Raw genomic sequence first — 25,387 nt, forward strand, 5'->3', positions numbered from 1 at the left:
TTTTCCGCAACAGTCGCAGCTGACGCATACCCAGCAGATAGCGGCTGATAGTGCCGCCGAATCCGGCGACTAATATATCCTGAGGACTCTGCGCACGTATTAGGCTAATATCCAAAACGATAGTGCGACTTTTTAATTATTGTAAACCAAATTCGCACTTATAGCCTCAATCTGATATGTCAAGGTGCGTGTCAATGGGTTTATAATCCATTGCTGGTAATTTACGGTATATAGCCAGATCATAAACGCACTTCTGTTCCTTCAAAATGGCTGATACGTGCGCAGATAATCGTTAGAATTCCAATATACGCACCTTCGTTATCGAAATACGGCCTATACGTGCGGAAAACCAATTGGGAATCACCTTAAACGCACCTTCGTTCCTCAATTCAAGGCAATACGTGCGCATGCGCACGTATACCCCAGATAATCAAATAAGAGGTGCGCGGCCTATTATCGTACCCGTACGCCGCGGTAGAACTCACCAAATCACAGATTTGGGAGTTCCTCTCATGAGACCTGCCACGATTTGTCTAAAACAAATCGGGCTAGGGCTTCAAGCACCGCAGCAGTCGCAGCTGACGCAGCTGTGAAGGTAACTTCGTCTCTTCTTGTCTTCTAGGCGCAGGATTTTTCCTTCACAGCAAGGAAGCAAGACTGCGAGGAGCGGCGCGTACTTCCCGTACGCTAGCACCGCAGCAGTCGCAGCTGACACAGCTGTGAAGGAAAAAGACAAGCCTAGACAATTGCGAAAGATATACTTCCCATAGCTGCCACCTCTCCCTCCACAGTAGCAATCGCCTTGCCGAAGCCGACATTACCCCGCTGGCCGGTGATCTGGCAGGACAAATCCAGCACATCGCCGGGAACCACGGGTCTTTTAAAGCGGCAATCCTTGATACCGCCGAAAACAACAAGCTTGCCTTTGTTCTCCGGCTGAGACAGAATGGCTATGGCGCCGGTCTGGGCCAGAGCCTCCATAATCAGCACCCCGGGCATTATGGACTTGCCCGGAAAATGCCCGACAAACTGCATTTCGTTGGCGCTGACGCATTTGATGCCGCGAGCGCTGACGCCGGGCTCCATGTCCGTTATGCGGTCAACCAGCAGAAACGGATATCTGTGAGGGAGGCTCTCCCTGATTTCATCAATATTAAGTTCCATTATACCCTCCTGAAAATCAGAGACCCATTGTGGCCGCCGAAGCCGAGAGAATTCGACATGGCATATTCCGTAGTCATATCTACAGCCTCGTTTGGCACTATGTCCAAGTCGCAATCCGGGTCGGCCACCTTGAATCCCACCGTCGGAGGCGCAACCTGATTACGCAGGGCATCTACTGTTATCAGTGCTTCCACGGCTCCGGAAGCTCCGAGGAGATGGCCTGTCATCGACTTAGTTGACGACATGAGCAAGTCCGACGCCGCCGAGCCGAAAGCCAGGCGCACTGCCTTTGTTTCGCAAGAATCGTTCATAGGCGTGCCTGTGCCGTGAGCGTTGATATACCCCACGTCTGACGGTTTCAGGCCAGCATCGTCCAGGGCAGCCTTCATTGCTTTTGCCGCAAAAGTTCCTTCGGCCAAGGGCGCCGTCATATGGTGTGCGTCGCAGCTGGTGCCGTAGCCGACCAGTTCGCCGAGGATCCTGGCGCCGCGGGCTGTGGCGTGTTCGTAGTCTTCGAGCATGAGTACGGCCGCACCCTCTCCCATAACAAAACCCGACCTTTCCTTGTCAAAAGGAATGGATGCTCGCTGGGGATCCGGGGATTCTGACAGAGCTCGCATGGCTGTGAATCCGCCGATGCCGAGAGGTGAGATACAGCTTTCCGCGCCGCCGGCGGCCATTACATCGGCATAGCCGTCTCTGATCTGACGGAAGGCATCGCCTATGGCGTTGGTGGCTGATGCGCAGGCTGTAACATCGCAGGTGCAGCCTCCGTGGAAGCCCAGCTCTATAGCCGTCATGCCGGCTGCCATATTGGTAATAGCCATAGGAACGAACAAAGGCGACACTCTGTCGAAGCCTTTTTCGATGCCTCGGTAGTGCTCTTCTTCAATGACGCCAAGGCCGCCTATACCGCTGGAAAGGCACACGCCGTAGCGGTCTCGGGATTTCGACGAGCCTAAAGCCGCGTCGAGGGCTGGCGAACCAGACGCCGCGCCGGATGACTGCGATTCCTCTGCGCCCAGTCCGCTCTGATCGTATGCCTCCCTGGCCGCTGCCAGCGCAAACTGCGTGAAACGGGCCGTCCTTCTGGCCTGCATTTTGTCCATTATCATAGTCGGGTCGAAATCCTTGACTTCGCCGGCCACAGTGACCTTGTGGTCTGCCGTATCGAAGGCCGTGATCTTATCTATGCCGCAGACTCCGTCCCTGGCGTTTTTCCATATTTTCTCTGATGAGTTACCGATAGGCGCGATGCCGCCCATGCCGGTAATTACAACTCTTCTTTTCATTTGATACCTCTTTTCATTACATGCACATGCCGCCGTCGACACACAAAACCTGTCCGGTGATATACGCTGAATCTTCCTTTGCGAAAAAGCTCACTGCCCCGGCCACATCCTCGGGCCGGCCAATGCGTCCCTGTGGTATGCCGCTAAGCACGGCAGTTCTGGCCTTTTCCGCCATGGCCCTGGTCATATCCGTATCGATGAATCCCGGCGCCACAGCGTTGACCGTGATTCCCCGGGCGGCGATCTCCCTGGCGAAGGATCTGGTCATTCCTATTACTCCGGCTTTGCTGGCCGAATAGTTGACCTGGCCGGCATTGCCCATAAGACCCGTAACTGACGCCATGTTGATTATCCTGCCGTAACGGTTCTTCATCATAGGCCTTGCCACAGCCTTCATCATAAGGAAAGCACCCTTCAAATTCGTATCTATCACTGCGTCGAAATCCTCCGGCTTCATCATGGCCAGAAGCCCGTCGCGGGTTATGCCCGCGTTGTTGACCAGCACATGTACTGTGCCGAAATTCTCCAGAGTCTCATCAACTATGTGCTTGCAATCCTCCGGACAGCTCACATCGCCGCGGACTACCAGAGTCCCGGCGCCGACCTGCCGGCAGGCCCTTGCTGTCTCTTCGGCAGCCTCACCATTTCCGGCGTAATTGATCACTACATCAAATCCGTCACGGGCCAGCTGCACTGCCACTGCCCGGCCGATACCACGTCCGGCACCTGTTACTATTGCTGTCTGCTTCTCCATATCATTCTCCCCTCATGACTGTCAGAACATTTTCCATATCCTCGGCAGTATCTATTGTCATAATTCTGATGCTGCCGTCAGTCTTCCGCACAAAACCCGACAGGGCTTTCCCCGGGCCGATTTCCAGTGCGTTGTCTATGCCGGCCGCGGCCATGTTCCTTATAGTGTCCTCAAAGTACACACTGTTTGAAACCTGCCTGACAAGCATATCGACCACGGTCTCGCATTCATTAAGGGGCCTGCCGACGCAGTTGAAATATACAGGGAAATCCATCTTGCCTAAGGTCTCGCGAGCGAATCTCTCTTTGAGTTTCTCACCGGCCGGTTCCATAAACGATGTATGGAAGGGACCGCTGACCTTCAGAGGAAGACACCTCCGGGCGCCTTTTGATGTGGCCAATTCCCCTGTCATATCCACAGCCGGCCCTTCCCCGGCAATGACGATCTGCCCGGGGCAGTTGAAATTAGCTATCTCCACGCGACCCTTTGCGGTTGCTATCCTGCAGCAGTCTGCGACAGTATCACGGTCCAGGCCCAGAATGGCTGTCATCTTACAGTCAACACCACGGGCTGCCTCTGCCATAGCCTCGGCGCGGAAGGTGACCAGTTCTATGGCCTGCTTTTCTGTAAATACTCCGGAAGCGCAAAGGGCAGAATATTCGCCCAAGCTCAGACCTGCGGCGGCGTCAGGTCTCATGCCTGCGTCCTCCAGAAGTCTGTAGACTCCAAGAGCAAAAGCCGTCATTATAGGCTGAGTGTTCACGGTATCCGCAAGTTCCTCTGCCGGTCCTTCGAAGGCTATGCGCCTCTGTGACTGCGGCAGCATGTCGAACACCTCACGGAATCCCTCATATTTTTCATAAAAATCTCTGCCCATGCCCGGCCGCTGACTTCCCTGGCCGGCGAACAAAATTGTTGTTTTCATATTTCACCTCAGTTCTTTCATTAATTTCTTAACTGTAGTCATAGGTCCGACTTTTCCTACATTGCTTCCGCAAAAGAAAAGGCCTTCCTCGTAATTACCATAATAAGCGTTTATCAGTGCCCGGTTGATGCAGTAGGGCGTCGTGTCATGGCGACAAGTCCTTATGCAGCCTATGCACTTGTCAGCACCTGCCCTTTGGCCCGATGCCACTCTGTCCATGAGCGGCGTCTTAAGGGCACGGCCCGGCATACCTACAGGACTGATGATGATTTCCGCATCCTCTCCTGCGGCACCTATGATTATGTCCTTGAAGCCCTGGGTCGCGTCGCACTCTTCAGTAGCGATGAACCTGGTAGCCATCTGGACGCCGGCAGCGCCAAGATTCATGAGCCTTTCTATATCCACCTTATGGAAGACTCCGCCGGCTACGAATGTCGGTATATCTGGTGCCACTTCCAGGACATCTTTCAGAATATCCTCCAGAGGATCAGCCGTTCCGTCCATCATCTGTTCCTCTTTGAAGCCCAGATGACCGCCTGCTTCAGAACCTTCTATGACAATGAAATCAGGCCTGCGGTCGTGATTGCGAGCCCAGCTTTTGCACATGAGCCTGGCAGCTTTACCGCTGGAAACGATGGGCGCAATGAGAACGTCTGCTCCCACTACGTGGGCCGGGAGTTCCAATGGCAGACCCGCTCCGGATATGACTGCGTCTATGCCGTGACTTACGGCCACCTCCACCATGTCCCAGGCGTTAGTCGTAGCCACCATTACGTTGATGGCAATGAGGCCGCGGCCACCGGAGATCTCACGGGCCTTTTCAATTTCCCTGATAAGGGCACGCCTATCGGCTTCCTGGGTATCAGTGTAGAAGTCATCTTCCCTAAAGCCGATGTTGGCAGTGGAAATAACGCCCATACCTCCCTCGGCGGCTACGGCTCCTGCCAGACCGCCCATGGATATGCCTATGCCCATGCCTCCCTGAATTACAGGTACTGACATGCTATCTAATGTTTTCATATTCTCCTACCATTTTCTCCAGTATTTCACGGACGGGACGGATGTCCTTCACCATTGCCGACACCTGACCGGCCATAAGCGAGCCCGTCTTCACATCACCGTCGACGACGGCCCTGCGGAGGGAACCCAGAGTAAACCTCTCAAGCTCCATTTTGTCCGCGCCCTTTCTTTCCATGCTTACGTATTCTCTGGCCATAGGGTTTTTCAGGATCCTGACCGGCGTGCCGGCGATCCTGCCCGTTACGATGGTGTCGTTGTCTCTGGCCTTAAGGATGGCCTCCTTGTAGTTTTCGTGAATGGGGCATTCTGCGCTTGCCAGAAGGCAGGTGCCGATCTGGACTCCGTTGGCTCCGAGATCAAAGGCGGCAGCCATCTGCCTCCCGGAGCATATGCCTCCTGCGGCAATTACGGGTATGTTCACTGCGTCGCAGACCTGGGGCACGATGACCATAGTGGTCAGCTCGCCGATATGTCCGCCGCTTTCGCAGCCTTCGGCAATGACGCCGTCGGCGCCGGACGCCGCAAGACGCCTGGCAAGAGCTACCGATGAGACCACCGGGAAAACCCTGACGCCGGCTTCTTTCCACTTTGTCATATACTTGCCAGGATTGCCTGCCCCGGTAGTAACCAAAGGCACGCGTTCCTCGGCGACGATATCCGCCATTATATCCGCATCGGGATTCATGAGCATTATGTTGACGCCGAAGGGCCTGTCAGTGAGTTCCTTGCAGCGCCTGATGTGTTCTCTCAGGTCGGCGGCTCTCATGCCTCCTGCCCCTATAATGCCCATGGCTCCGGCCTTGGATACTGCCGCGGCGAATTCACCTGTTGCTATATTTGCCATACCCCCTTGGAAAATCGGGTATTCTATATGGAACATTTCATTTATCTTCATGTGTTACCTCAAATTTTTATCATCATTGATCCGTAGGTCAGGCCCGCTCCGAAGCCTGTGCAGATCACAGTCATTCCGTCCTTCAGCATGTGGTTTTCATACATTTCACACAGAGCGATCGGTATGCTGGCGGCCGACGTATTTCCGTAGCTGTAAAGGTTTTTGAAAAATTTCTTTCTGTCTATGCCGGTCTTGCCTGCGGCGCTGTCGATTATCCGCTCGTTGGCCTGGTGGCAGATGTAATAATCTATGTCTCCTGCCGTGGTTCCCGTGAGGCCCAGCATGCGGTCAGTGCACTCTACGATCTTGCTCACTGCGAATCGGTAGACTTCCTGGCCTTTCATTCTGATGGCCGGGTCGAATCTGTCGCAGTGGAGCACATCCTCGTCAGGATCGCAGCCAGCTATGGATTCAAAGGCTCCATCCTCTTCTCTGGAAACTACCACAGCTCCTGCACCGTCTCCGAAGAGGACGCAGGTACCGCGATCGCGCATATCCATAAGAGGAGATATTTTTTCGCTTCCTATTATGAGAGCATACTCTGCCCGGCCTGCGGCCAGCATGGCATCGGCCAAAGCGCAGCCATAAATAAACCCTGTGCAGGCGCCGTTGAGATCCATGGCCATAAGGTCTTCTCGGAGGCCAAGTCTTCCGGCCACCTGGCAGGCTACTGAAGGCGTGGCCTCGTCAGGCGTAAATGTGCAGACCAGCAGCAGGCCTATACGTTCCCTGGGCACATTAGCCCGGGCCAGGGCGCTTTCGGCTGCTACGCAGGCCATGTCTGCGTTGGTCAGATCCCGCGCAAAATATCTGCTGTGTATGCCTGTCTTCTCTCTTATCCATTTGTCGCTTGTGTCTACGATGTCGGCCAGATCGTCGTTTGTGACTGTGCACTCACCGTGAGATCTGCCGAAACCTTTAATTCTAATTCCTGCCATTTATCTTCCCTACATTCCTTAATTTCTTATATCTGTTCTTGGCCAGTTCCCTGCCGGATTCCTCCATGAGAGGCCGGAGTGCTCCGAGCACGGCCCGGTCTACTGCGTCGAAAATGTATTCTTCTGCGGCGTGGGCTCCTGCCGTAGTTTCCGGTATGACCACATCGCAGATCCCCAGTTCCTTAAGGTCCTCCGCCGTGAGCTTCATGACCTGAGCCGCTTCCTTCCACCGGCCGGCATCCTTCCACAGAATACTGGCGAACCCTTCCGGCGACAAAATCGAGAATATGCTGTTTTCAAGCATTATCGATTTATCAGCCACGGCCAGGGCCAGAGCTCCGCCGCTGCCTCCCTCGCCGATGAATACAGCGATTGTCGGCACCTTCAGCCTTGACATTACTTCTATGGATCTAGCGATGGCTTCTCCCTGACCTCGCTCTTCTGCTTCCATACCGGGATATGCTCCCGGTGTGTCAACAAAGGTGATTACGGGCCTCCCGAATTTCTCGGCCTGTTCCATGAGACGTCGGCTCTTTCTGTAACCCTCGGGATTTGGCATCCCGAAACGATACTCTATGTTCTCCTCCAGTGATCTCCCCTTCTGATGTCCGATCACTGTTACGGGACAGCCGTGAAAGGAAGCGATACCGCCGATGATGCTCTTATCATCGCCGTAGCATCTGTCTCCAGACAACTTGAGAAAATCGTCGAAGATGTTGCTGATGTAGTCTCTGGTTGTTGGTCGCTGTGGATTCCTTGCCAGCTGAACTCTCTCGGCGGCCGTTATCCTGTTAATTTTCATTTTCGCTGTCCCTTCTCGTGAAGTCTGAGTATGGTCGCCAGGCTGTCACGCATATCCTTTCTTTCTACTATCATATCCACGAAACCGTGTTCCTCCTGGAATTCAGCCCGCTGAAAGCCATCCGGCAGTTCTTGGTTGATAGTCTGCTCGATGACTCTAGGTCCGGCGAATCCTATAAGGGCTCCCGGTTCAGCTATGATAATGTCGCCCAAACTGGCGAAACTTGCAGTTACTCCTCCCGTAGTCGGGTCTGTAAGAACAGAAATGTATAGGAGCCCTGCCTCGTCGTGGAGAGCTATTGCAGCCGAGGTTTTGGCCATTTGGAAAAGGGCCAGTATCCCCTCCTGCATTCTGGCCCCGCCTGACGCCGCAAAGATTATGAGCGGCAGGCGCTTCTTGGTTGCATACTCGCAGGCCCGGGTGATCTTCTCACCCACCGCCATGCCCATGCTTGCCATCATGAAACTTTTGTCCATAACGCAGATGACTGTCTTGATGCCGCCGATCCTTCCCGTGCCCGTGACCACAGCCTCCCTCAGGTGGGTTTTGTGCCTGGTGCCCTCCAGCTTTTCCTTGTATCCAGGAAATCCCAGCGGGTCGCCGCCGACCAGAGTCCTGGAGAATTCCCGGAATGTGCCCCTGTCCACGGTTTCCGCCAGCCTGGCTTTGGCAGAGCCTTCGGCCCTGACTTCTGCCGCCATGCCTCCTCTGAGGATCGCCTTCATCTTCTGTATTATCTTTTTATTTTCTATCAGTGGATTCATTTCTGCCTCCTGCCGCCTCGTAAATGTCCAGGATCTCCTGAAGGTGTTTCTCCATGTAGCCCGTGTTGTAGGTGCCACGCAGGAAATCTCTGCTGTACATAATCAGGTCCTGAATGGGCAAAGTAGTGCTGACGCCTTCAATAGCAGTTTCTTCCAAAGCCCTCCGCATGCGTCTGACTGCTTCCAGCCTGGTGCCGCCGGTGGTGATGACCTTGGCGATCATGGAGTCATAGTAGGGGCTGATCTCGCATCCGTTGTATACGGCGCTGTCTACTCTCACGCCATTTCCTGCCGGAAAGTGCAGGAAGTCTATCCTGCCGGGGCATGGCGCAAAGTTTCTGTATACGTCTTCGGCTGCAATCCTGCATTCCAAAGCGTGACCGCTGATCCTGACATCCTCCTGTTTAAGGGACAAAGGCAGGCCTGAAGCGATCCGCAGTTGTTCGTTCACTATATTTACTCCCGTTACCATTTCTGTTACCGGATGTTCTACCTGGAGTCTGGTGTTCATTTCTATGAAATAGTAATTATCCTCATCATCCATGATGAATTCAATGGTCCCGGCGTTTTCATAGCCTGCGGCTTCCGCTGCCCTGACGGCGGCGGCGCCCATTTTCTTTCTGATCTGGTCGCTGAAGCCGAAAGCCGGTGCCTCTTCTATCATCTTCTGATTTCTTCTCTGGATGGAACAATTGCGCTCTCCCAGATGGATGACGTTGCCTTGGCTGTCAGCCAAGATCTGGAATTCGATGTGCCTCGGATCCTCTACAAGTTTCTCCACATAGAGTTCTCCGTTGCCGAAGCAGCTTTCCGCCTCGGCTGACGCTTCGGAATATGCTCTGATGACTCCTTCTCTATCATCAGCTCGCCTCATGCCGCGGCCACCGCCGCCGGCAGATGCCTTGACGAGCACCGGATAACCGATCTGCTCTGCCACATCAACGGCCTCTTCGGCGGTTGTCACAGGGCCGTCAGACCCTGGCACCACAGGAACGCCTGCCCTTTTCATCATGTCTCTGGCGGCGGATTTGTTTCCCATCATGTCGATGACGTCTGCCGCCGGACCGATGAATTTCAGGTCGTTATCCTCGCATGCTCTGGCGAAGTCGCTGTTCTCCGATAAAAAACCGAATCCAGGATGGATCGCGTCGCAGCCTGTGTTGACAGCGGCCGAAATGATGTTATCAATGTTCAGGTAGCTGTCCGCCGGCCGAGGCCCGCCAATGCACACGGCTTCGCCCGCCATCAAGGTGTGTAGGGCGTCTTCTTCGCCTTTGGAGTATACTGCTACTGTTTCCAAAGACGCGTCCATGCATTCTCTGATGATGCGCACGGCGATCTCGCCTCTGTTGGCCACCAGTACTTTTCTTAACATGGCCGTACCTCGAAAAGCACCTGGTCGTACTGAACCATCTCGCCATCGTCTGCCATGACTTTCTCAACTACTCCATCAACTGGTGATTTCAATTCGTTCATCATCTTCATGGCTTCCACCAGGCAAAGGGTCTGGCCCTTCTTCACCTGCTGCCCTTCTGTGGCAAAGGCTTCCTGGTCCGGAGCCGGGCTCATGTAGAAGATGCCGACTATGGGAGATTTCACCGGCGCCAGATCCGGATCTGTTATGGGAGCTGGCGCGCCAGCCGGGCGCGCTGTGTTACCGGCTGCAATCGCCGGTACATTGGCCAAACTTGCCGTAGTTGCTGGCCCTGCCAGACCTGCCAGGCTTCCTTTTGCGCAGGGCTGTTCTTTCTCAAAGCGCACTCTGCCGCCGTCATCTTCTATTTCCATTACCGCCAGCTCCGACTTCTCGAATCGGGCCATCAATTCATAAATTTCCTGCTTTTCCATTTCCACGCCTTATACTTCTCTATAACTAATGCCTGTATATTATGCCTGCTTGTTCCGCGGCTGTAACTGCCCGAAATCCGTGCCGGTTACTGAGCCTTGTACTTCTCTACGCAGCTGACGATGTCTCCGACTGTCTCCATGTTGCCAAGCTCCTCATCGGGGATCTTGATACTGTATTCTTCCTCGAGAGCCATTACCAGTTCCACGGCATCCAGGGAATCAATTCCCAGATCATCAGCTATAGTTGCCTCCGGCTTGATCTTATCTCCATCACAGCTCAGAGTACTTATCATCAATTCCTTAACCTTATCAAATGTCATTTCATTATCCTCCATTACTTCGTCGATAGTTTAATTATTTTAGTTAAAATTATTTAACTAAAAAACTTTAACCATAGTACACCTTCGGCCGTGGATTGTCAATAGGTTAATTTTTGTATTTCAAGTAAAAAAAATCAGGCGGGGAACTCCTCGCCTGATCAAATGCCTATGACTGCTATCCGATATTTATCTGCAGCTTGGTCACATATTCATTTTCATTTCCGGTATCATGATTATCGATGACATACAGCTCTATGGCGTGATCGCCGGGCTTCAGGCCACGGGTCTTCATCTCACCGATGAGTTTCTGCCAGGCATCCGGTATGGCAGAATAACTTCCGCGAACTGTGGAAACCAGATAGGAACCGCCGGGAAGAATTGCATCGTGCTTCTCGCCGGCTCCTACTATATAGAAAGCCGAATCGAAATGGCCGTAATGGTCACCGAGAAGTTCTGACGTCGGAATAGTCGCGCCAATATCACCGTTGCCGATTATATAAAGCCTGTCATCATAATCCGACTGAAGCTTTTTAATCATTAGATCCAGATCCGCGTCTTTATATACATCCTCGCTGATTCGCAGAATGTAGCGGTCCGGCAAAGTTTTGATCTCGGCATCGGAAACCGCGCCATTGCCAAAGCCGGCATCCACGACATCGCCAGCGACGACATCTGCCAGGTCGGATTTTGTCGCACCAGCGTTGGCCTCGATCTCGGCGATGCGCTCTTCCATGTGCCCTTTCAGTGTCTGGAGGTCTGCGATCTTCTCATCAATAGAAACGATACCGCGGCGAAAAAGCGCCATAGTCTTCGCCAGGTCGAAATCAGCCAGATGTTCGCCGATCTCTTTGACAGAAAAACCGATTAGACGCAGCTCCCGGAGCACGTTCAGAGTACGGATCTCATTGATTGAATAGAGCCGGTAACCGTTATCGCCACGCTTGGGCTTAAGGATTCCGATCTTCTCGTAATATCTCAGAGAATCCGTGCCGATATTATACAGTTTGGAAATTTCTCCTATCTTATAAAACTCTTTCATAAAAACCTCCTTGACATTAGTATTATACCAAGGTTTATCATATAAATAAAGAGAAAGGAAGCAAGAAAATGACTAAGATGAAAAAATTCTACATACAGCATAAGTTTTTCTCCTACGTGGTGCCGTCAGTGGCCGCCATGTGGGTCTACACCATATACACCATGGTCGACGGGATATTCGTAGCGCGGGGCGTCGGCAAAGAAGCCCTGGCCGCGGTAAATCTTTCAATGCCGATGATAAATGTGGCATTCGCCCTGGGCATACTTTCTGCGGTAGGCGCAAGCACCCGAGCATCCATTTACAAAGGCCGCGGCGACAAAAGCCGGGCTGACAAAGTTTTCACTTTAAGTACTGTCACTGTCGCCTGCATCGGCATAGCCGTCATGGCGATCATCAGTTTAAATATTTCCACCGTTGCATCCATCCTGGGCGCTACTGAGGAAACCATGGAATATGTTGTGGATTATCTGGGAATAATAATACTGTTCGTGCCTTTTTATATGACTTCATATAATCTGGAAGTTCTGATCAAGGCAGACGGATTCCCTAAGAAGGCCATCATGACCAGTGTGGCCGGGGCTCTGACAAATGTGGGCCTGGATTATGTTTTCGTGATCCTGCTATCCTGGGGAATAAAGGGAGCAGCCATTGCGACTGGCATATCCCAGGTCATGACCTTTACGGTCTACCTGTGCCATTTCCTGTCGAAAAAATCCGGTTTTTCTTTTGTTAGAATCAAATGGCGGCCTCACGACGCGGCCGGCCTGGCAAGACTCGGCGTGGCAGACTTTTTCACGGAGTTGTCTGTGGGTATCTGCATATTCACATTCAACCAGGCCCTGCTCCACGTATCAGGCAACGACGGCATCGTTATTTACACGGTGATTTCCTATTTTTCCCAGCTGATACTCATGACCATGATGGGCATCAACCAGGGGACACAGCCGCTTATAAGCTTTTATCACGGCAAGGAGCGCCAGTATTTCTGTCACTACATTTTCCGTATAGGACTGATTTCCGCAGGCATATGTTCTGCAGTAGCATTCCTGATCGGCTTCGTTTATCCGAATCCGATCGTGGCCATATATATTGACAGAGTTGCCGACGCGGCCCTCTTCGAAAGCGGAGTTTCCGCCTTCAGGCTGTATTCCTTCGCCTTCCTGCCTCTCGGGGCGGTTATCGTGATAATGGGATTCTTTACAGCTATGGAAAGGCCGAATTTCGCCATGAGCATATCCATCGGTCGAGGCGCTGTCTTCGCGATAATTTCTGTAATAGTCATGGCTGCCCTCTTCGGTGAGACCGGCGTCTGGCTGTCAGCCGCCATTTCCGAGACCTGCGCACTGATACTGGCCCTGCTGCTGTACTACCGCAGATACGCCCCAGACTAAATCAGAATGCAACCAGACAAATATGGCCGCACTGTCTGAGGCGAAATAAACAGGAGCGAGAGTGATGCCTACTCGCACTTAGCCTGCAGCTTCTCCCACTGCTCGTCTACATACTGCTGAGCCTCTTCAAGCATCCACTCATTTCCCTTCTTGAACATGTGGGCAAAGCGGCCCTGCATCTTCAGAAACTCAGCAACAGGCGCCTTGCGGCGAGGTTCATAATTCAAATGCCACTGGCCGTCCTCTATCTCATAAAGAGGCCAGACACAGGTTTCCACGGCCAGATTACAGATCTCCGCCAGATCCTCCATATCATAACGCCAGCCGCGTGGACACGGCGCCAGCACATTGAGGAAACACGGACCCTCAGTATATATCGCTTTGTGGGCCTTGGTATGAAGATCCTTGAAATCCCCGATCATAGTAGTCTGTGCCGCATACGGAACATTGTGAGCTGCGATGATAGAAGTAAGATCCTTTTTGTTCTGGACCTTTCCATAACTCTGAGTTCCCACAGGCGTCGTCGTTGCGTCAGCGAAGCGAGGCGTCGCCGATGACCTCTGGATGCCCGTATTCATGTATGCCTCGTTATCATAGCACACATATACCATATCGTGACCGCGCTCCATAGCCCCGGACAAAGACTGAAGACCTATATCATAAGTCCCGCCGTCGCCGCCGAAACAGATAAATTTGAAATCATCCTTTATCTTGCCGCGCTTTTTCAGGACACGGTAAGCCGTCTCCACGCCGCCTGTCGTTGCCGCGGCATTCTCGAAAGCACTGTGGATATAACTGTCCTCATAAGCCGTATTCGGATATATGAAAGTCGAAACCTCCAGACAACTGGTAGCATTGGTAACTACCGCTTTGTCGCCTTCATCCACTGCGCGCAGCACGCCCTGAACAGCCGCACCCGCGCCGCAGCCTGCGCAGAGCCTGTGACCCGGCGCCAGACGGTTCTTTTTGTTCAATTCTTCTCTTAGACTGTATCCCATACCTCTTATGCCTCTCTTACTCCTATATGCCTGTAGCCGTCGCCGGTGTCGCCGGTGGCCGCAACCTCCTGCAGATCCTCGAAGACCTCGTCGAAGGTCTCGATGGTGACATCTCTGCCGCCGAGTCCGTAAACGTAATTCATCATGTAAGGCCTGTCCTCAGCTTCGTAAAGGGCCGACCTGGTCTCCGCAAACAGGGGCCCACCCTGGCCTGAGAAACTCTCCGCCTTATCCATTACCGCGACAGCCTTTGTGCCTGCCAGGGCTATTGCCAGCTCTTCTGCCGGAAATGGCCTGAAAACCCTGACCTTGATCAGACCTGCTGCCATACCGTCTGCCCGGAGCATGTCCACGGCAGCCTTGCCGGTGCCTGCCGACGAGCCGATGAGGACAACTGCGTACGCCGCGTCATCCATGCGATACTCCTCCAGCATGCCATAACCACGGCCCGACATTTGTCCGAAAGCCTCGCCTACTTCTTTAATGCGTGCCGGGGCCGACTTCATAGCCTCGGCCTGGGCTTTCTTTATCTCCATGTAATATGGAGACACGCCGTAAGGGCCTACGGAGTATATTTCTTCCTCGTTCAAAAGGTAATGCTCCGGGTCGTACTCGCCGACAAAATCTTTCACGCTGGCGTCGTCGAGAAGTTCGATGTTTTCCACGGCGTGGCTGGTGATGAAGCCGTCCTGGCATATCATGATTGGAAGTCTGCAGTGCTCGGCTATGGGCATAGCCTGGATATAATTGTCGTAGACCTCCTGATTGTTTTCCGCATAGATCTGTATCCACCCGGCGTCACGGCATCCCATGGAGTCGGAGTGATCATTGTTGATGTTGATCGGGCCCGTCAGAGCTCTGTTTACTACTGCCATGACTACCGGAAGCCTGCTGGATGAAGCTACGTATAGAAGTTCATACATGTAAGCAAGTCCCGCAGATGATGTAGCCGTAATAGCTCTGGCCCCTGCCGCCTCTGCACCTATGCAGGTTGACATGGCCGAATGCTCTGATTCCACAGCGACAAATTCCGTGTGGACCTTACCATCGGCAATGTACTTGGCGAAGTACTGGGGGATCTCCGTAGACGGCGTTATAGGGAAAGCGCCCATAACGTCGGGATCTATCTGCTTCATAGCATAGGCAACCGCCTCGTTGCCGCTCATTCTGTCTTTCTTTGCCATTTAACGTTCCTCCTTGCCCATAGTTATTGCATCGAAATGGCATATTTTGGCACAAATGCCGCAGCCTTTGCAGTAATCCAGATCTGTTTCCAGGCGCCTGCCATCCTTTACAGGTATGGACGCGTCGGGACAGTATGGCACGCAAAGCATACACTGCTTGCATTTGGTCCCATCAAACAATGGCGTAAGTACGCGCCATTCTCCTGTTTTCACTAATTTGGATGTCGCAGGTTCGTATATCTCCGCGCCCGGCGTCAGGCCCTGCCACGGTGTGTTTTCATTTATATCTTTTGCTCTAACCATTTATCCTACCTTTACCTGATCCATTGACATCCTGAGTGCCTTCATATTTCCGTCGATAACGTAAGGCTTGGATGCGAATTTATGCTTGAACGAACTCTCCATATCATGGAGGAATTTATGATTTTCAACTACGTTGCTTACCTTGACAGCGGCTGCCAGCATTGGAGTGTTAGGGAAATTCTTCCCGAGAGTCTCAACGGATATTTTCTCGGCGTCTACAGTACAGACCTTGCCCTTATATCCGCCCAGTAGTTCTCTGACCTCAGCCGGCTCCCTGGTGCTGTTAACGATTATGGCGCCGTCCTCTGAAAGGCCCGAGGTCACATCCACTGTGTGGAGCAGCGTCTCATCGACTACAACCACGTAGTCCGGGTGATATATGTTGGAATGGACCGAATTCTTATCATCGGATATTCTGTTATATGCTGTTATAGGGGCCCCCATTCTCTCAGGACCATATTCAGGAAATCCCTGAACCTGCTTCCCCGAGCTGAAGGCTACATCCGCCAGAAGGAGGCATGCCGTCTTGGCACCCTGTCCGCCTCTGCCGTGCCATCTGATCTCAACTGTATTTCCCTGCTTTTTCATTTCATTATCTCCCTTTTCATCTGAAACCAATTGGACATACACTTCGATAAAAAAAATCTCCGCCCTGCATCAGGACGAAGATCAAATAATCATCGTTATAAACCACCTGCTACTCTTGCATACTATCATATGCTCTTCCGATAACGGGGAAGGCCCGTCAGAACTTACTGGCTATGCTTTCGGTTCTGCGACTCAGGAGTGATTTTCAAAACACGCTTTTCTCGGTATCGGGCTCTCACCATCCCCGATTCGCTTGACCTTATAGCGTATATCTACTGTCTCCGTCAATGTCTTTGGTTTCTTATTTAATTGATACTGCTATGTTACTACTGCAGGCCTTCATTGTCAATAGTTTTTTGTGTTTATTTACAAGAACATTTTTTATTATTTGTTTTCTCGCACAAAATCCAGCCTGGCAAGCAGGGTGTTTTTGTGGCCGGAGGTAACGGCCGTGGCCGCCTGTGCAAGTTACCTCTGCGAAGCTTATTGTTCTCCTGCGTCGATAACGGCCAGGGCCTGCTCCATGATGGCCTCATGGTCCAGTCCGACTATGTCGAGACACTCAGCGCGATACTCTTTGAAAGACCTGACCCCCAGCATTTCACCGATGCCGCAGATGTAATCGAAGCCAAGATTTTTGTCTCCGATAGGTCCGCCGGCAGTGGTGATGTATGTCAGTTCTTTGCACTTGCAAAGTCCGCTGTAGCCTGTCTCCGACTCTTCAAATGTCAGGCCCGTGACAACGATGTTCTCGATATATACCTTCAGGATGGCCGGAAAAGCGCAGTCCCAGTATGGCGCGCCGACCAGAACGTAGTCGGCCCTCTTGAACTGATGAGCATAGTCAAACATTGGATCATCGTAGGCACCGGCTGTGGCTAGATCGTTGCGCCTGTTGATATCATCCCTGTCCAAAGGCTCCGCGCAGCCCTTCTCCACTATTACTGTCTCTACGTTGACGCCCGGATGGGCCTTTATAAACTGTTCAAGATAGTGATCTGCGAGCCTCATAGTTCTGGATATGTGAGTCGTCACACAGGAATCGATGAACAAAAGTCTCTCTCCTGAGTATTCGAAAACCATAAATTCCGGCTTGCAGGTCTTGCCGTACTGATCGCAGTTCTTACACCCGAAAATATCCGGCGTATCCTCCGGCTCCAGATAACGGAAGCCGTACTTCTCGAAAAATTTCGGGGCTTTGGCGGTAATATGGACCTGCCTTGCGCCCATGTCCAGCATCCGCGTCATAGCCGTCTGGAACAAAAGGCGACCTATGCCTGTGCTCCGCAGTTCTTCTTCAACGGCAATGTCATTGAGGACATAGTAGCCTTTCTTTCTCGTTATAGCGCAGCCACCTACCAGAGCGCCGGCCTCGTCTACAGCCTTCCACGCCGTAATGAATCCCTCCGGTCCTTTGCCGCTGTCGTCCAGGTTAAGCTCCAGTCCCGACCTCTTGAACAGATCAGCAAACTGCAGGTAATCCTGAGTCTCTATTATATTCATCTTTCTGATATTCATACTCTGCCTGCCCTCTCATTTATTACTCTTCATAATACGACTTGATGCTGTTGGTGCCATCCGGCGCTATGCGCAGGAGACTGTACTTCCAAGCCGATACATAATTACCTCTGTGCTTGTTGTAGTCACAGCCCAGCCTGATCTTTTCCGTAGTGCCTGTGTAAACGTACGCCGTGTACAATGACAGTTTGAAGTACATAGTCTGACCGCCGGACAAGGTCACCGTCTTAGTATATTTGGTGTACTTCTTTCCGTTTGTACTGTAGTACAAAATGGTCTTCAGTTTATTCCCTTCGGCATCATAGAAGGCAGTCCTGCTGTTATATATATTCGTGCTGTAGTTATTTGCGTCTGACTTGACCTTGATAATGATCCCTGTGGTACTCTTATCTTTAGTGTTCATTACTGTAGTTGTGAACTTTCCCGTAGTGTTCCTGGCAAAGTATGATTTCACATCTGAGTATTTGCTATAGACAGTAGTATTCCCGAATTTAGTGTAACTTCTTACCTTATAGCAGTAAAGCGTCTCGCTGTCTGATATTTTACTATCCTTATATGCTACCGTTACAGCCGGCGTAGTCTGATGGACTTTGGTCGATGTCGGTTCCAGTTCTATAGTCCTGCTCTTGCCGATTCTCTTATACTTTTTATTATCGGTGACCTTTTTCCCATCTGTTGAAACTGCGCGATAAATCAGCAGCCCGGCCTTACCGTCATTAGTCTGCCACTGGGTAGTGATGTGCTCACTGTCGCTGAACCTGTCAAAGAACACAGGCTTTCTAAGGCCGGTACTGCCTGTTATATATGTTGTAGGTCCATATTTATTCTTGCTCTTAACTACCTTATATGGAGTAACTGTGATACTGTAATTTTTCGACTTCTTCAAACCAGTAAGGTTGTATGAAGTAACAGCTTCATCCTTTATATTTTTAACAGTCTTATAATACTTGTCCCCTGAGGCCTTTCTGGATATCTTATATCCGTCAGCTTCATCAACAGGGTCCCAAGATACATTAATAGAGCTGTAGCTTACAGCCGTTGTCACTACATTGGTCGGTTCGTACATGCCGTTGGTATTCTCATTACCTGTCACCGCAAATGCCATAGCCGGCATGAATGCTATGATCATCAGCCCCGCCAGTATAAGCGCCGCCGCTTTCTTCATGGTTATTCTCATTCTTCGTTCCTCCTGTTTCAACTATTAAGCATTTCTTAATAGTTGCTCTTTCCTCATGCCTTGATTATACAATCGGTTAAGTTCACTGTCAACAAAAGCAGAGACAACTTCTGCTCCTGCGGAATCGCATAAGGCAGAAGCGTCTCTGCTAAGTGAAAGATACCTGGATTTTGGCTTTGATAGTACAGCAATATCCTGATAAGCACCCAAATATTGGTGGACTCTCAAACAACCAATGCGCTACCTCATAGGTCTGAACGATTCCGCAGGAGCGAAGCAGTTGCCGATGAAATGAAAAGACAAAAATAGCTAAACACCTATGCACTGTCTGAGTTGAAGCGAGCATACTTTAAAAGGGGGTAATTAATTACCCCCCCTTTTTTTAACGCTTCAACGAGTTTGCATAGTGTTCTATTTTTGTTTTCATGAATCACTTGCAACTACTCGCACACGAGGACTAGTGATGACCTCTGAAGGTAGTGCCCCCAATTAAAATCCCCGCAACGACAGCGCCACCGCATAAGTCGCCAGGAAATACGACGTAAACACAAAAGTCCCGAACCAGTCAGGCACCCTTTTGTTAAAACACCTGAAAGACAGAGATAAATCAGAAAACCAGAACATCATAGCTCCGGTGCCGAAGAAAAACACCTGTCGGTCCATGTCACTGACCAGCAGCAGGTTGATACCGAAAGCACAGAAAGAACCCACCAGAACAGCGTAGCACATAAGCGGAACTTTGTACCTGCCGAACTCCAGCACACCCTTCTTAGAAAGAATCAGCATGCCGATCACCGTTGCCGGGATCATCAGCAATGCCGGCGTAAACTGAAAATGCGCCAGGTATATCAAATCAGCGCAGAACATTATATGGGCCAGGCCAAAACTCAATATACCCATAGAAAAATACGGTTCCTTAAGCTCTATGTCATATTCATTAGACAAGAACAGCGTTATATCGCCCGCAGTGCAGAACATCAGCCCCGGGATCACAAACATGCAATCCTTAATATCGCCGTAACGGCTCAATTCCACGAAAGCTACCAGAAGAACTCCCAGGCTCAGTGTCATCTTCAATATGAAATAAGAAATAATCGTCCATTTCCGGCTCAACTGGCCGGCTTCAACTCGTTCGCCCTGGACGTAATTTACACAGAATAGAAATAATTGTATCGGATTCAACAAACCACCCCTTACTTATTATTCGGATTCGTTCTCACTTATATTAGACTGTATCCCGCGCATGGTCGCAAGAAGCTGCCGAGCCTCCCCATCGTCCATGTCTCCGAAAGCCAGACGGCACCACTTGCGCAATGCATTGACAATTATCGGCTCCATGCTCCTTCCGTCTTCCGTAAGATGAAAGATCCAGGAACGCTTATCCTCAGGATTTTCGCTGCGGTCAATAAGGCCCGTCTTCTCCAGAGACTGCATAGTCCTCGCCATTACGCTTTTATCGTAATAAATCGAAGACAGCAATCCGTCCTGAGTCTGGCCGTCCGTCTCGTATAGAGACAAAAGCACCAGTGCCTCGGTGACTGTGAGCCCCTGCTCCTTCAGGGCATTCTTCATGAACACCTTGAACCTCTTATCATAGGCCATAATGATTCGACCTATTTCAGGATACATCGTTTTCAAGTTTACACTCCTTTTATGATTCTGTAAATAATAATCTGAAGATTTAAGGTAATCTTAATATTATAAGTATACCTTATTAACTATCTTTTCTCAACTTCCTTCTGTAAAGCAGCAATAACAACAGTCCTACGGCCGAGGATATTGCTGTCATGGCGTATATCTGCCTGAAGCCGATATTCAGCGTCTTCTGGAAAGTACTTTCAATCTTGGCCGACCTTGAATCTACATCCTTCAGGTAATTTTTTTCCGCGGTCTTGAAGGCACCCGGGACGGCGGCCTTCAGCACCTTCATCTGGCGCAAAGTCTCCCTAGTGGATTTTTCGCCGGAGTTTATCTTGGCGATGGCGGCTGTCATGGACGCCTTCTGGCTTATGAGTTTGCTGCGCTTGGCGGCTACCTGGGCTCTGGCGGCTGTCAGTGATGCAATACCCTTGTCCAGCTTGTCTCTGGAAGCTTTCAGCTTGTTTACCTTAGTTGTCAGGGTGGTGATGTTGTCAGCAAAACCATCTATCATGCCCTTCAGTTGCTGCTGGCTGTAGACCTTCTCCAGCATTGTTACTACGGCCGGCGAAAGGCCGGACTTCACAGAGTCCGGCAGCCTGCTGGCATAAGGCGCCGGCGGCATTGCAGGCCCGACAGTTTCCATATAATCGTATACCGTTGAAAGCTGATCATGCAGGACCCTTTGTGCGGCGATGCCTGACGACACGCCAGCATAGCCTTTCTGAATGCCGGCTCTGCCCTTCTGCATTTTCGTAAGAGCTGCGTCCTGCTTGGCCAAAGCCTGAGTCATGCCGGAGATTCCTTTGGTCATACCCGCCTGTCCCTTCTTCATCTTAGCCGTGGCTGTGTCCATCTTGGCTATAGCCGTATTTACTCCATCGATTCCCTGATCCACGCCGTCGTATATCTTGGCTGTGATCTTAGGACTCATTTCTTCAAACATGTATTTTGCCATATTATGCGCACTGTCCGTTACCGTTGTGACGTCAGAATTCTGCAGTTCGTTCAGAAGACTGTCCGGGATCGTCACGTCGCTATCCTTTGTGCCTGCGGATGTCATGTCTATCTTAACCGTCGTCATAGCAGTCAGATCAGGCATGCCAGTTATATTTTGTTCCTTCATAGCCTGATTCAGTTCTTCGGCATAGGGCAGTTTCGGCACGTTGATTTCCGTGGGCATGAGCTTCATAAGATCACCGGAAACGCCTGCCCCGGCGTGAGCGATGAAACCTACCATTATGGCCGGAGCTATGACAGTTCCAAGGGAGCGTACCAGCGAAAGTGTCGCCAGAGCCGAATTGGACTCCCTGAGGTCTACCTCCCAAAGCATCATGTAATTAAGCGGCGCGCCCATGGTGAAGCCGATGCCCGTGCCTATGAGCACCAGACTTATGATCACAGTTATCCATCCCGGGTAAACTGTTGTTACAAATATCAGGAATAGCGAACCTGCTATGGTCGCTATAAATCCCAGGCTCAGGACCATTTTCGGACCTCTGCGGTCGGTCATACGTCCCGAAAGCGGCGCGCCTATACCTGCAAATATTCCAAGGATGATGACGAAATATCCGCCGTCTCCGGTCTTGATTTTCATGCAGTTCTCGCACATCTGAGGAACAAAAACAAGCCCCATAAGCACTATGCCCGTGATAACGGCCACGGTCAGGGTTATGAGTATCCTTTTGTTCCTGAAATATTCCAGATGCATGACCGGATCTTCTGCCCTATGCTCAACGAATATGAACAAAGGCATCAGCAGACAAAATGCAATCAGATAAGGGTATACGTCTGTGCCGGTCAGTGTGTCTGTGAAGTTGAAGAAATCTATATTTTTCAGGCCGTACATTATGCAGAGGACCATGATCACCAGCAGGCCTATGCCCAGGCCGTCGATCTTGCTCTGAGCTTTTTCCCTGGTATTAGGCAGGGCGAAGAAGCCCGCAATCAGTATGAACACTGCAATTGGAACGTTGACGAAGAATATGAATTCCCAACGCGTAGTCCCGAAAATATCCATGACGGCGCTGCCTATGCTGGCGCCTATGATGTTAGCCACTCCGTAGACTCCACCGACGAGGCCCAGGGCCATTCCCCTCTTTTCTTCCGGGAATGTGGTACCGAATTCAGCCGTAGCCACCGGCATGATGCCGCCACCTCCTATAGCTTGGATCACTCTGGCAATGAGCAGAAATGTAAAGCTGCCCATATTATGAGACAGACCACAGAGCAGCGATCCCAAACCAAATAAGAAAATACTCAGAAGGTATATGGTCCTCCTTCCCATACGGTCTGCCAGTTTCCCCATTACCGGTATGCTGGCAGCGTAGGCCAGTGTGTAAATTGTGATCATCCAGATACCCGTATTAGCGTTTACGCCCAGGGAATCCTGTATGACAGTACGGGCAGGAGTTACTATTCCAGTGTCTACTGCGCCCATAAATATTCCCAGCAGATATACTGTCAGGATCAATCCGAAATTCAGTTTCTTTTCTTTAGTCATTATTCTCGCTCCATAATAAAAAAGTAGTTGCTTTAACAACTAACAAGTATACCACTGGCTAGTTGCTTTTGCAACTACTTTATTATGTTCACTATTTTTTCTCTTTATGAGCCTGCTCTTTATTCCTGTACATCATGTCATCAGCTATGTCCAGTATCTGGCTTCCCGTCAGCTGACCGTCGGCCCTGGCATAACCGAAGCTCATTGTCAGTTCGTAAGGAAGATCTGCGCCTATGGTAGCTTTTGTCAGGTTTCTCTGAATCGCATCTATCAATCGCTCCGGCGGCTTCTTATCAGTCATCTCCCATATTATGCAGAATTCATCTCCTCCGTACCTTGCCAGGAAGGCATCATACTCACCGCACACTGTCTTCATGACCTCCGAAGCCAGTATCAGAGCCTTATCGCCTTCGGCGTGACCATAAGTATCGTTGATATTCTTGAAATCATTGATATCTCCAAGAAAGAAAACCATATTAGGATGATAATCTACTATTTTCATCTCGAAATACTCATCAGCTCTTCGTCTGTTATTCAATCCTGTCAGGGCGTCGCTGAAAATTCTGGTATCCTGGACCTTGATATATACCATCAGAAGCGGCAGTGTCATGGAAATAGCTCCAACTGGCAGGACCGGCGTAAAGAAGACACTTACATTCAGTACCAGCGGCAGAATGAAGAATGATGCGAGAGCAATATACTCATTTCTCCTGGTGTGATTCCTAGCTTTAATAGCGTGGTTCAATGCGTGGGCAGAAGCCCCTACAAGATATATCATTATTCCAATAATCTGTATTACTCTGTAGTATCCGGAATGGAATCCGTCATTGACATCTATATAGTATACCCATTTTGTAAAAGGAGACAAAACTACACAAACAGAAACGATTATCAGAGGCAACATCGCAACGAAGCGTATCTTTCTGGAAAAGAATTCATATTCGCCCAATCTGATCTCATTGTACACGAACCAGTAATACGCTGAAATCGTAACGCATATAAGGTAAATGATATTTACCAGATGATTAGCCTCGATAGTATAAGGCAATATTCCGCTCTCTCCCAAAGCCCACATGGCATCTGTCAGCGCAACTAAAATATGCGAGTATGACAGCTTCTTAAGTGGCCGCATCTCGTATGACTTACCGTAATCACCTTTTAACCGTATCAGAATGTATATCAGTATTAGAATGCTGATACCATTGACCTCTGTATACGTAAGTGCGTAGTCCATATACACCTTCCATCTATATAGAACCATTGTATTGATTGTTCAAAAGTCACCTTTACATTATACATCTAAATTCAGAAAAATAAAATGGTTGATTTAAATTCTTCACACAACTGTCATGTCAATCATCAATATAGTCGTTGCGTCCGTAATATCTGTCCAGAGAAAATCCCCTGCCGCTTACATCGCTGGCCGGAACCATAGTAGTAAAGGCCACCGGATCTACTCCTAGTATTGTGTCCTTGACCTTCCTGACGCTTCTTCTCCTGACCGTGCAGATGATCACCTGCTGATCCTTGCCCAGATATCCGGTCCTGCCCTGTAGAAGCGTTGTGCCTGTGAGCACATCCTTATGGAGAGCCGCATTTATTTCTTCCCATTTCTCGCTGACGACGATGAAATGAGCGTCACTACTGCCCATAATGAGCACCTGATTCATTATCATTGTATATAGGATTATGATGAAAACTCCGTAAAGGACATCATCAACTGTGGCAAATGTGCACTGAAGTAAAAGTGCAATTATGTCGACAACATTGAGAACTGCCGCTGTGCTGACGCCGAACTTTCTGTGAGCTACTATTGCTATGACATCGCTGCCCCCTGTGCTGCCGCCGGCTCTGATGACTATGCCGACGCCTACCCCTATGAACAAAGCGCTGAATACCGATGCCAGCAGTTTATCCTGCGTAAGGTTCTGCAGTCCCGGCACGGTTTCTATTATATATAGACATGCTGGATAAAGGAATGTGCCAAGTATTATCGTCGCTGCGAACTTTTTGCCCAGGCAGATCAGCCCCAGCAGAAACAAAACAACCGACACGATTGCTACTGCGTAGGATGTTGGTATGTTCGCTACGTGTGCTATGAACCTGCCATATCCCGTAGCGCCACCGCACAAAAAATTATTCGGCAGTATGAATATGCCGGCGCCGATGGCGTTGAAAGCAACTCCCACAGCCAGCAGAAATACCTGCATGAATTTATCTTTTGCACTTGTTCCAGTCTTTGATCCAAACATTATTATCTCCCCCTAAATTTTCACAACCACTACATTATAACTAGGAGAAAGCCCTTAGTCAACAAAAAAACGCC

At 50.5% G+C, this 25,387-nt stretch carries 25 protein-coding genes; 1 reads left to right on the top strand and 24 read right to left on the bottom strand.

The genetic code is table 11. From position 1 onward, the window contains the following. Positions 1 to 738: 738 nt before the first annotated feature. The 13 genes from fabZ to EV211_RS02980 form a co-directional block, all read right to left on the bottom strand. The gene (gene fabZ / locus EV211_RS02920; protein ID WP_133527941.1) at positions 739 to 1,164 is read right to left on the bottom strand and encodes a 3-hydroxyacyl-ACP dehydratase FabZ; all 426 of its coding nucleotides are present in this window, start codon (positions 1,162 to 1,164) and stop codon (positions 739 to 741) included. Continuing rightward, positions 1,164 to 2,456, bottom strand: a complete 1,293-nt coding sequence (fabF, locus tag EV211_RS02925; RefSeq protein WP_133527942.1) for a beta-ketoacyl-ACP synthase II — start codon at positions 2,454 to 2,456, stop codon at positions 1,164 to 1,166. Before fabF ends, fabZ begins: the two co-directional genes overlap by 1 nt. A 16-nt stretch (positions 2,457 to 2,472) precedes the next feature. After that, the gene (fabG, locus tag EV211_RS02930) at positions 2,473 to 3,210 is read right to left on the bottom strand and encodes a 3-oxoacyl-[acyl-carrier-protein] reductase (protein WP_133527943.1); all 738 of its coding nucleotides are present in this window, start codon (positions 3,208 to 3,210) and stop codon (positions 2,473 to 2,475) included. Between the two features lies 1 nt (position 3,211). After that, entirely contained in the window at positions 3,212 to 4,135 is a 924-nt protein-coding gene (locus tag EV211_RS02935; protein ID WP_133527944.1) for an ACP S-malonyltransferase, read from the bottom strand. 3 nt (positions 4,136 to 4,138) lie between these two features. Next, positions 4,139 to 5,155, bottom strand: a complete 1,017-nt coding sequence (locus EV211_RS02940; RefSeq protein WP_133527945.1) for an NAD(P)H-dependent flavin oxidoreductase — start codon at positions 5,153 to 5,155, stop codon at positions 4,139 to 4,141. Beyond that, positions 5,139 to 6,050, bottom strand: coding sequence for a nitronate monooxygenase (locus tag EV211_RS02945; RefSeq protein WP_133527946.1), 912 nt, complete (start codon positions 6,048 to 6,050; stop codon positions 5,139 to 5,141). The genes EV211_RS02940 and EV211_RS02945 overlap by 17 nt, the downstream gene beginning before the upstream one ends. Positions 6,051 to 6,058: 8 nt before the next feature. Further along, on the bottom strand, positions 6,059 to 6,988 hold the full coding sequence (locus EV211_RS02950) for a beta-ketoacyl-ACP synthase 3 (RefSeq protein ID WP_133527947.1): 930 nt from the start codon (positions 6,986 to 6,988) through the stop codon (positions 6,059 to 6,061). Then, on the bottom strand, positions 6,975 to 7,790 hold the full coding sequence (locus EV211_RS02955) for an acetyl-CoA carboxylase carboxyltransferase subunit alpha (RefSeq protein WP_133527948.1): 816 nt from the start codon (positions 7,788 to 7,790) through the stop codon (positions 6,975 to 6,977). Before EV211_RS02955 ends, EV211_RS02950 begins: the two co-directional genes overlap by 14 nt. After that, entirely contained in the window at positions 7,787 to 8,515 is a 729-nt protein-coding gene (locus EV211_RS02960) for an acetyl-CoA carboxylase carboxyltransferase subunit beta (protein ID WP_334295780.1), read from the bottom strand. Before EV211_RS02960 ends, EV211_RS02955 begins: the two co-directional genes overlap by 4 nt. Positions 8,516 to 8,531: 16 nt before the next feature. Continuing rightward, entirely contained in the window at positions 8,532 to 9,929 is a 1,398-nt protein-coding gene (accC, locus tag EV211_RS02965; RefSeq protein ID WP_133527950.1) for an acetyl-CoA carboxylase biotin carboxylase subunit, read from the bottom strand. Continuing rightward, complete coding sequence (gene accB / locus EV211_RS02970) at positions 9,923 to 10,402, bottom strand: acetyl-CoA carboxylase biotin carboxyl carrier protein (protein ID WP_133527951.1); 480 nt, start codon at positions 10,400 to 10,402, stop codon at positions 9,923 to 9,925. The genes accC and accB overlap by 7 nt, the downstream gene beginning before the upstream one ends. Positions 10,403 to 10,488: 86 nt before the next feature. Beyond that, complete coding sequence (gene acpP, locus EV211_RS02975; protein ID WP_133527952.1) at positions 10,489 to 10,722, bottom strand: acyl carrier protein; 234 nt, start codon at positions 10,720 to 10,722, stop codon at positions 10,489 to 10,491. Between the two features lie 175 nt (positions 10,723 to 10,897). After that, entirely contained in the window at positions 10,898 to 11,761 is an 864-nt protein-coding gene (locus tag EV211_RS02980) for a MerR family transcriptional regulator (protein ID WP_133527953.1), read from the bottom strand. Positions 11,762 to 11,829: 68 nt separating this feature from the next. On the opposite strand from EV211_RS02980, the gene EV211_RS02985 reads away from it, so the two are divergent. Beyond that, the gene (locus EV211_RS02985) at positions 11,830 to 13,152 is read left to right on the top strand and encodes an MATE family efflux transporter (RefSeq protein WP_133527954.1); all 1,323 of its coding nucleotides are present in this window, start codon (positions 11,830 to 11,832) and stop codon (positions 13,150 to 13,152) included. A 68-nt stretch (positions 13,153 to 13,220) separates the two neighbouring features. Here the strand turns inward: EV211_RS02985 and EV211_RS02990 are convergent, their stop codons facing one another. The 11 genes from EV211_RS02990 to EV211_RS03040 all read right to left on the bottom strand — a co-directional run bounded on the left by EV211_RS02990 (position 13,221) and on the right by EV211_RS03040 (position 25,313). Continuing rightward, positions 13,221 to 14,150, bottom strand: coding sequence for a thiamine pyrophosphate-dependent enzyme (locus EV211_RS02990; RefSeq protein WP_133527955.1), 930 nt, complete (start codon positions 14,148 to 14,150; stop codon positions 13,221 to 13,223). Positions 14,151 to 14,155: 5 nt separating this feature from the next. Beyond that, a complete protein-coding gene (locus tag EV211_RS02995) occupies positions 14,156 to 15,334 on the bottom strand; it encodes a pyruvate ferredoxin oxidoreductase (protein WP_133527956.1) in 1,179 nt (392 codons plus the stop codon). Then, positions 15,335 to 15,637 carry a 4Fe-4S binding protein gene (locus EV211_RS03000; RefSeq protein ID WP_133527957.1) on the bottom strand — a complete coding sequence of 101 codons (303 nt, stop codon included), beginning with the start codon at positions 15,635 to 15,637 and terminating at the stop codon, positions 15,335 to 15,337. It lies immediately after the preceding gene. Continuing rightward, positions 15,638 to 16,225, bottom strand: coding sequence for a 2-oxoacid:acceptor oxidoreductase family protein (locus EV211_RS03005; protein ID WP_133527958.1), 588 nt, complete (start codon positions 16,223 to 16,225; stop codon positions 15,638 to 15,640). A gap of 483 nt (positions 16,226 to 16,708) precedes the next feature. Further along, on the bottom strand, positions 16,709 to 17,743 hold the full coding sequence (locus tag EV211_RS03010) for a GNAT family N-acetyltransferase (protein WP_133527959.1): 1,035 nt from the start codon (positions 17,741 to 17,743) through the stop codon (positions 16,709 to 16,711). A 22-nt stretch (positions 17,744 to 17,765) separates the two neighbouring features. Then, complete coding sequence (locus EV211_RS03015) at positions 17,766 to 18,920, bottom strand: fibronectin type III domain-containing protein (RefSeq protein WP_133527960.1); 1,155 nt, start codon at positions 18,918 to 18,920, stop codon at positions 17,766 to 17,768. Positions 18,921 to 19,409: 489 nt separating this feature from the next. Beyond that, on the bottom strand, positions 19,410 to 20,102 hold the full coding sequence (locus tag EV211_RS03020) for a lysoplasmalogenase family protein (RefSeq protein ID WP_133527961.1): 693 nt from the start codon (positions 20,100 to 20,102) through the stop codon (positions 19,410 to 19,412). Positions 20,103 to 20,120: 18 nt separating this feature from the next. Next, entirely contained in the window at positions 20,121 to 20,549 is a 429-nt protein-coding gene (locus EV211_RS03025; protein ID WP_243108537.1) for a MarR family winged helix-turn-helix transcriptional regulator, read from the bottom strand. An 85-nt stretch (positions 20,550 to 20,634) separates the two neighbouring features. Further along, on the bottom strand, positions 20,635 to 23,061 hold the full coding sequence (locus tag EV211_RS03030; protein ID WP_133527963.1) for an MFS transporter: 2,427 nt from the start codon (positions 23,059 to 23,061) through the stop codon (positions 20,635 to 20,637). Positions 23,062 to 23,152: 91 nt separating this feature from the next. Then, positions 23,153 to 24,295, bottom strand: a complete 1,143-nt coding sequence (locus EV211_RS03035) for a GGDEF domain-containing protein (protein ID WP_166635350.1) — start codon at positions 24,293 to 24,295, stop codon at positions 23,153 to 23,155. Between the two features lie 118 nt (positions 24,296 to 24,413). After that, positions 24,414 to 25,313 carry a YitT family protein gene (locus EV211_RS03040; protein WP_133527965.1) on the bottom strand — a complete coding sequence of 300 codons (900 nt, stop codon included), beginning with the start codon at positions 25,311 to 25,313 and terminating at the stop codon, positions 24,414 to 24,416. Positions 25,314 to 25,387 lie beyond the last annotated feature (74 nt).

The sequence above is a fragment of the Aminicella lysinilytica genome (assembly GCF_004362975.1).
GTDB lineage: Bacteria > Bacillota > Clostridia > Peptostreptococcales > Anaerovoracaceae > Aminicella > Aminicella lysinilytica.

Excerpts from the sequence above, each read along its gene's own strand:
- EV211_RS02985 (WP_133527954.1), top strand. The coding sequence starts at position 11,830 with ATGACTAAGATGAAAAAATTCTACATACAGCATAAGTTTTTCTCCTAC.
- EV211_RS02960 (WP_334295780.1), bottom strand. The coding sequence starts at position 8,515 with ATGAAGGCGATCCTCAGAGGAGGCATGGCGGCAGAAGTCAGGGCCGAA.
- EV211_RS03040 (WP_133527965.1), bottom strand. The coding sequence starts at position 25,313 with ATGTTTGGATCAAAGACTGGAACAAGTGCAAAAGATAAATTCATGCAG.
- EV211_RS03035 (WP_166635350.1), bottom strand. The coding sequence starts at position 24,295 with ATGGACTACGCACTTACGTATACAGAGGTCAATGGTATCAGCATTCTA.
- EV211_RS02945 (WP_133527946.1), bottom strand. The coding sequence starts at position 6,050 with ATGAAGATAAATGAAATGTTCCATATAGAATACCCGATTTTCCAAGGG.
- EV211_RS02935 (WP_133527944.1), bottom strand. The coding sequence starts at position 4,135 with ATGAAAACAACAATTTTGTTCGCCGGCCAGGGAAGTCAGCGGCCGGGC.
- EV211_RS02980 (WP_133527953.1), bottom strand. The coding sequence starts at position 11,761 with ATGAAAGAGTTTTATAAGATAGGAGAAATTTCCAAACTGTATAATATC.
- EV211_RS02990 (WP_133527955.1), bottom strand. The coding sequence starts at position 14,150 with ATGGGATACAGTCTAAGAGAAGAATTGAACAAAAAGAACCGTCTGGCG.
- accC (WP_133527950.1), bottom strand. The coding sequence starts at position 9,929 with ATGTTAAGAAAAGTACTGGTGGCCAACAGAGGCGAGATCGCCGTGCGC.
- EV211_RS02995 (WP_133527956.1), bottom strand. The coding sequence starts at position 15,334 with ATGGCAAAGAAAGACAGAATGAGCGGCAACGAGGCGGTTGCCTATGCT.
- fabG (WP_133527943.1), bottom strand. The coding sequence starts at position 3,210 with ATGGAGAAGCAGACAGCAATAGTAACAGGTGCCGGACGTGGTATCGGC.
- EV211_RS03005 (WP_133527958.1), bottom strand. The coding sequence starts at position 16,225 with ATGAAAAAGCAGGGAAATACAGTTGAGATCAGATGGCACGGCAGAGGC.
- EV211_RS02940 (WP_133527945.1), bottom strand. The coding sequence starts at position 5,155 with ATGAAAACATTAGATAGCATGTCAGTACCTGTAATTCAGGGAGGCATG.
- EV211_RS02950 (WP_133527947.1), bottom strand. The coding sequence starts at position 6,988 with ATGGCAGGAATTAGAATTAAAGGTTTCGGCAGATCTCACGGTGAGTGC.
- EV211_RS03015 (WP_133527960.1), bottom strand. The coding sequence starts at position 18,920 with ATGAGAATAACCATGAAGAAAGCGGCGGCGCTTATACTGGCGGGGCTG.
- EV211_RS03025 (WP_243108537.1), bottom strand. The coding sequence starts at position 20,549 with ATGTATCCTGAAATAGGTCGAATCATTATGGCCTATGATAAGAGGTTC.
- EV211_RS03010 (WP_133527959.1), bottom strand. The coding sequence starts at position 17,743 with ATGAATATCAGAAAGATGAATATAATAGAGACTCAGGATTACCTGCAG.
- EV211_RS03030 (WP_133527963.1), bottom strand. The coding sequence starts at position 23,061 with ATGACTAAAGAAAAGAAACTGAATTTCGGATTGATCCTGACAGTATAT.
- EV211_RS02955 (WP_133527948.1), bottom strand. The coding sequence starts at position 7,790 with ATGAAAATTAACAGGATAACGGCCGCCGAGAGAGTTCAGCTGGCAAGG.
- EV211_RS03000 (WP_133527957.1), bottom strand. The coding sequence starts at position 15,637 with ATGGTTAGAGCAAAAGATATAAATGAAAACACACCGTGGCAGGGCCTG.
- fabZ (WP_133527941.1), bottom strand. The coding sequence starts at position 1,164 with ATGGAACTTAATATTGATGAAATCAGGGAGAGCCTCCCTCACAGATAT.
- accB (WP_133527951.1), bottom strand. The coding sequence starts at position 10,402 with ATGGAAAAGCAGGAAATTTATGAATTGATGGCCCGATTCGAGAAGTCG.
- acpP (WP_133527952.1), bottom strand. The coding sequence starts at position 10,722 with ATGACATTTGATAAGGTTAAGGAATTGATGATAAGTACTCTGAGCTGT.
- fabF (WP_133527942.1), bottom strand. The coding sequence starts at position 2,456 with ATGAAAAGAAGAGTTGTAATTACCGGCATGGGCGGCATCGCGCCTATC.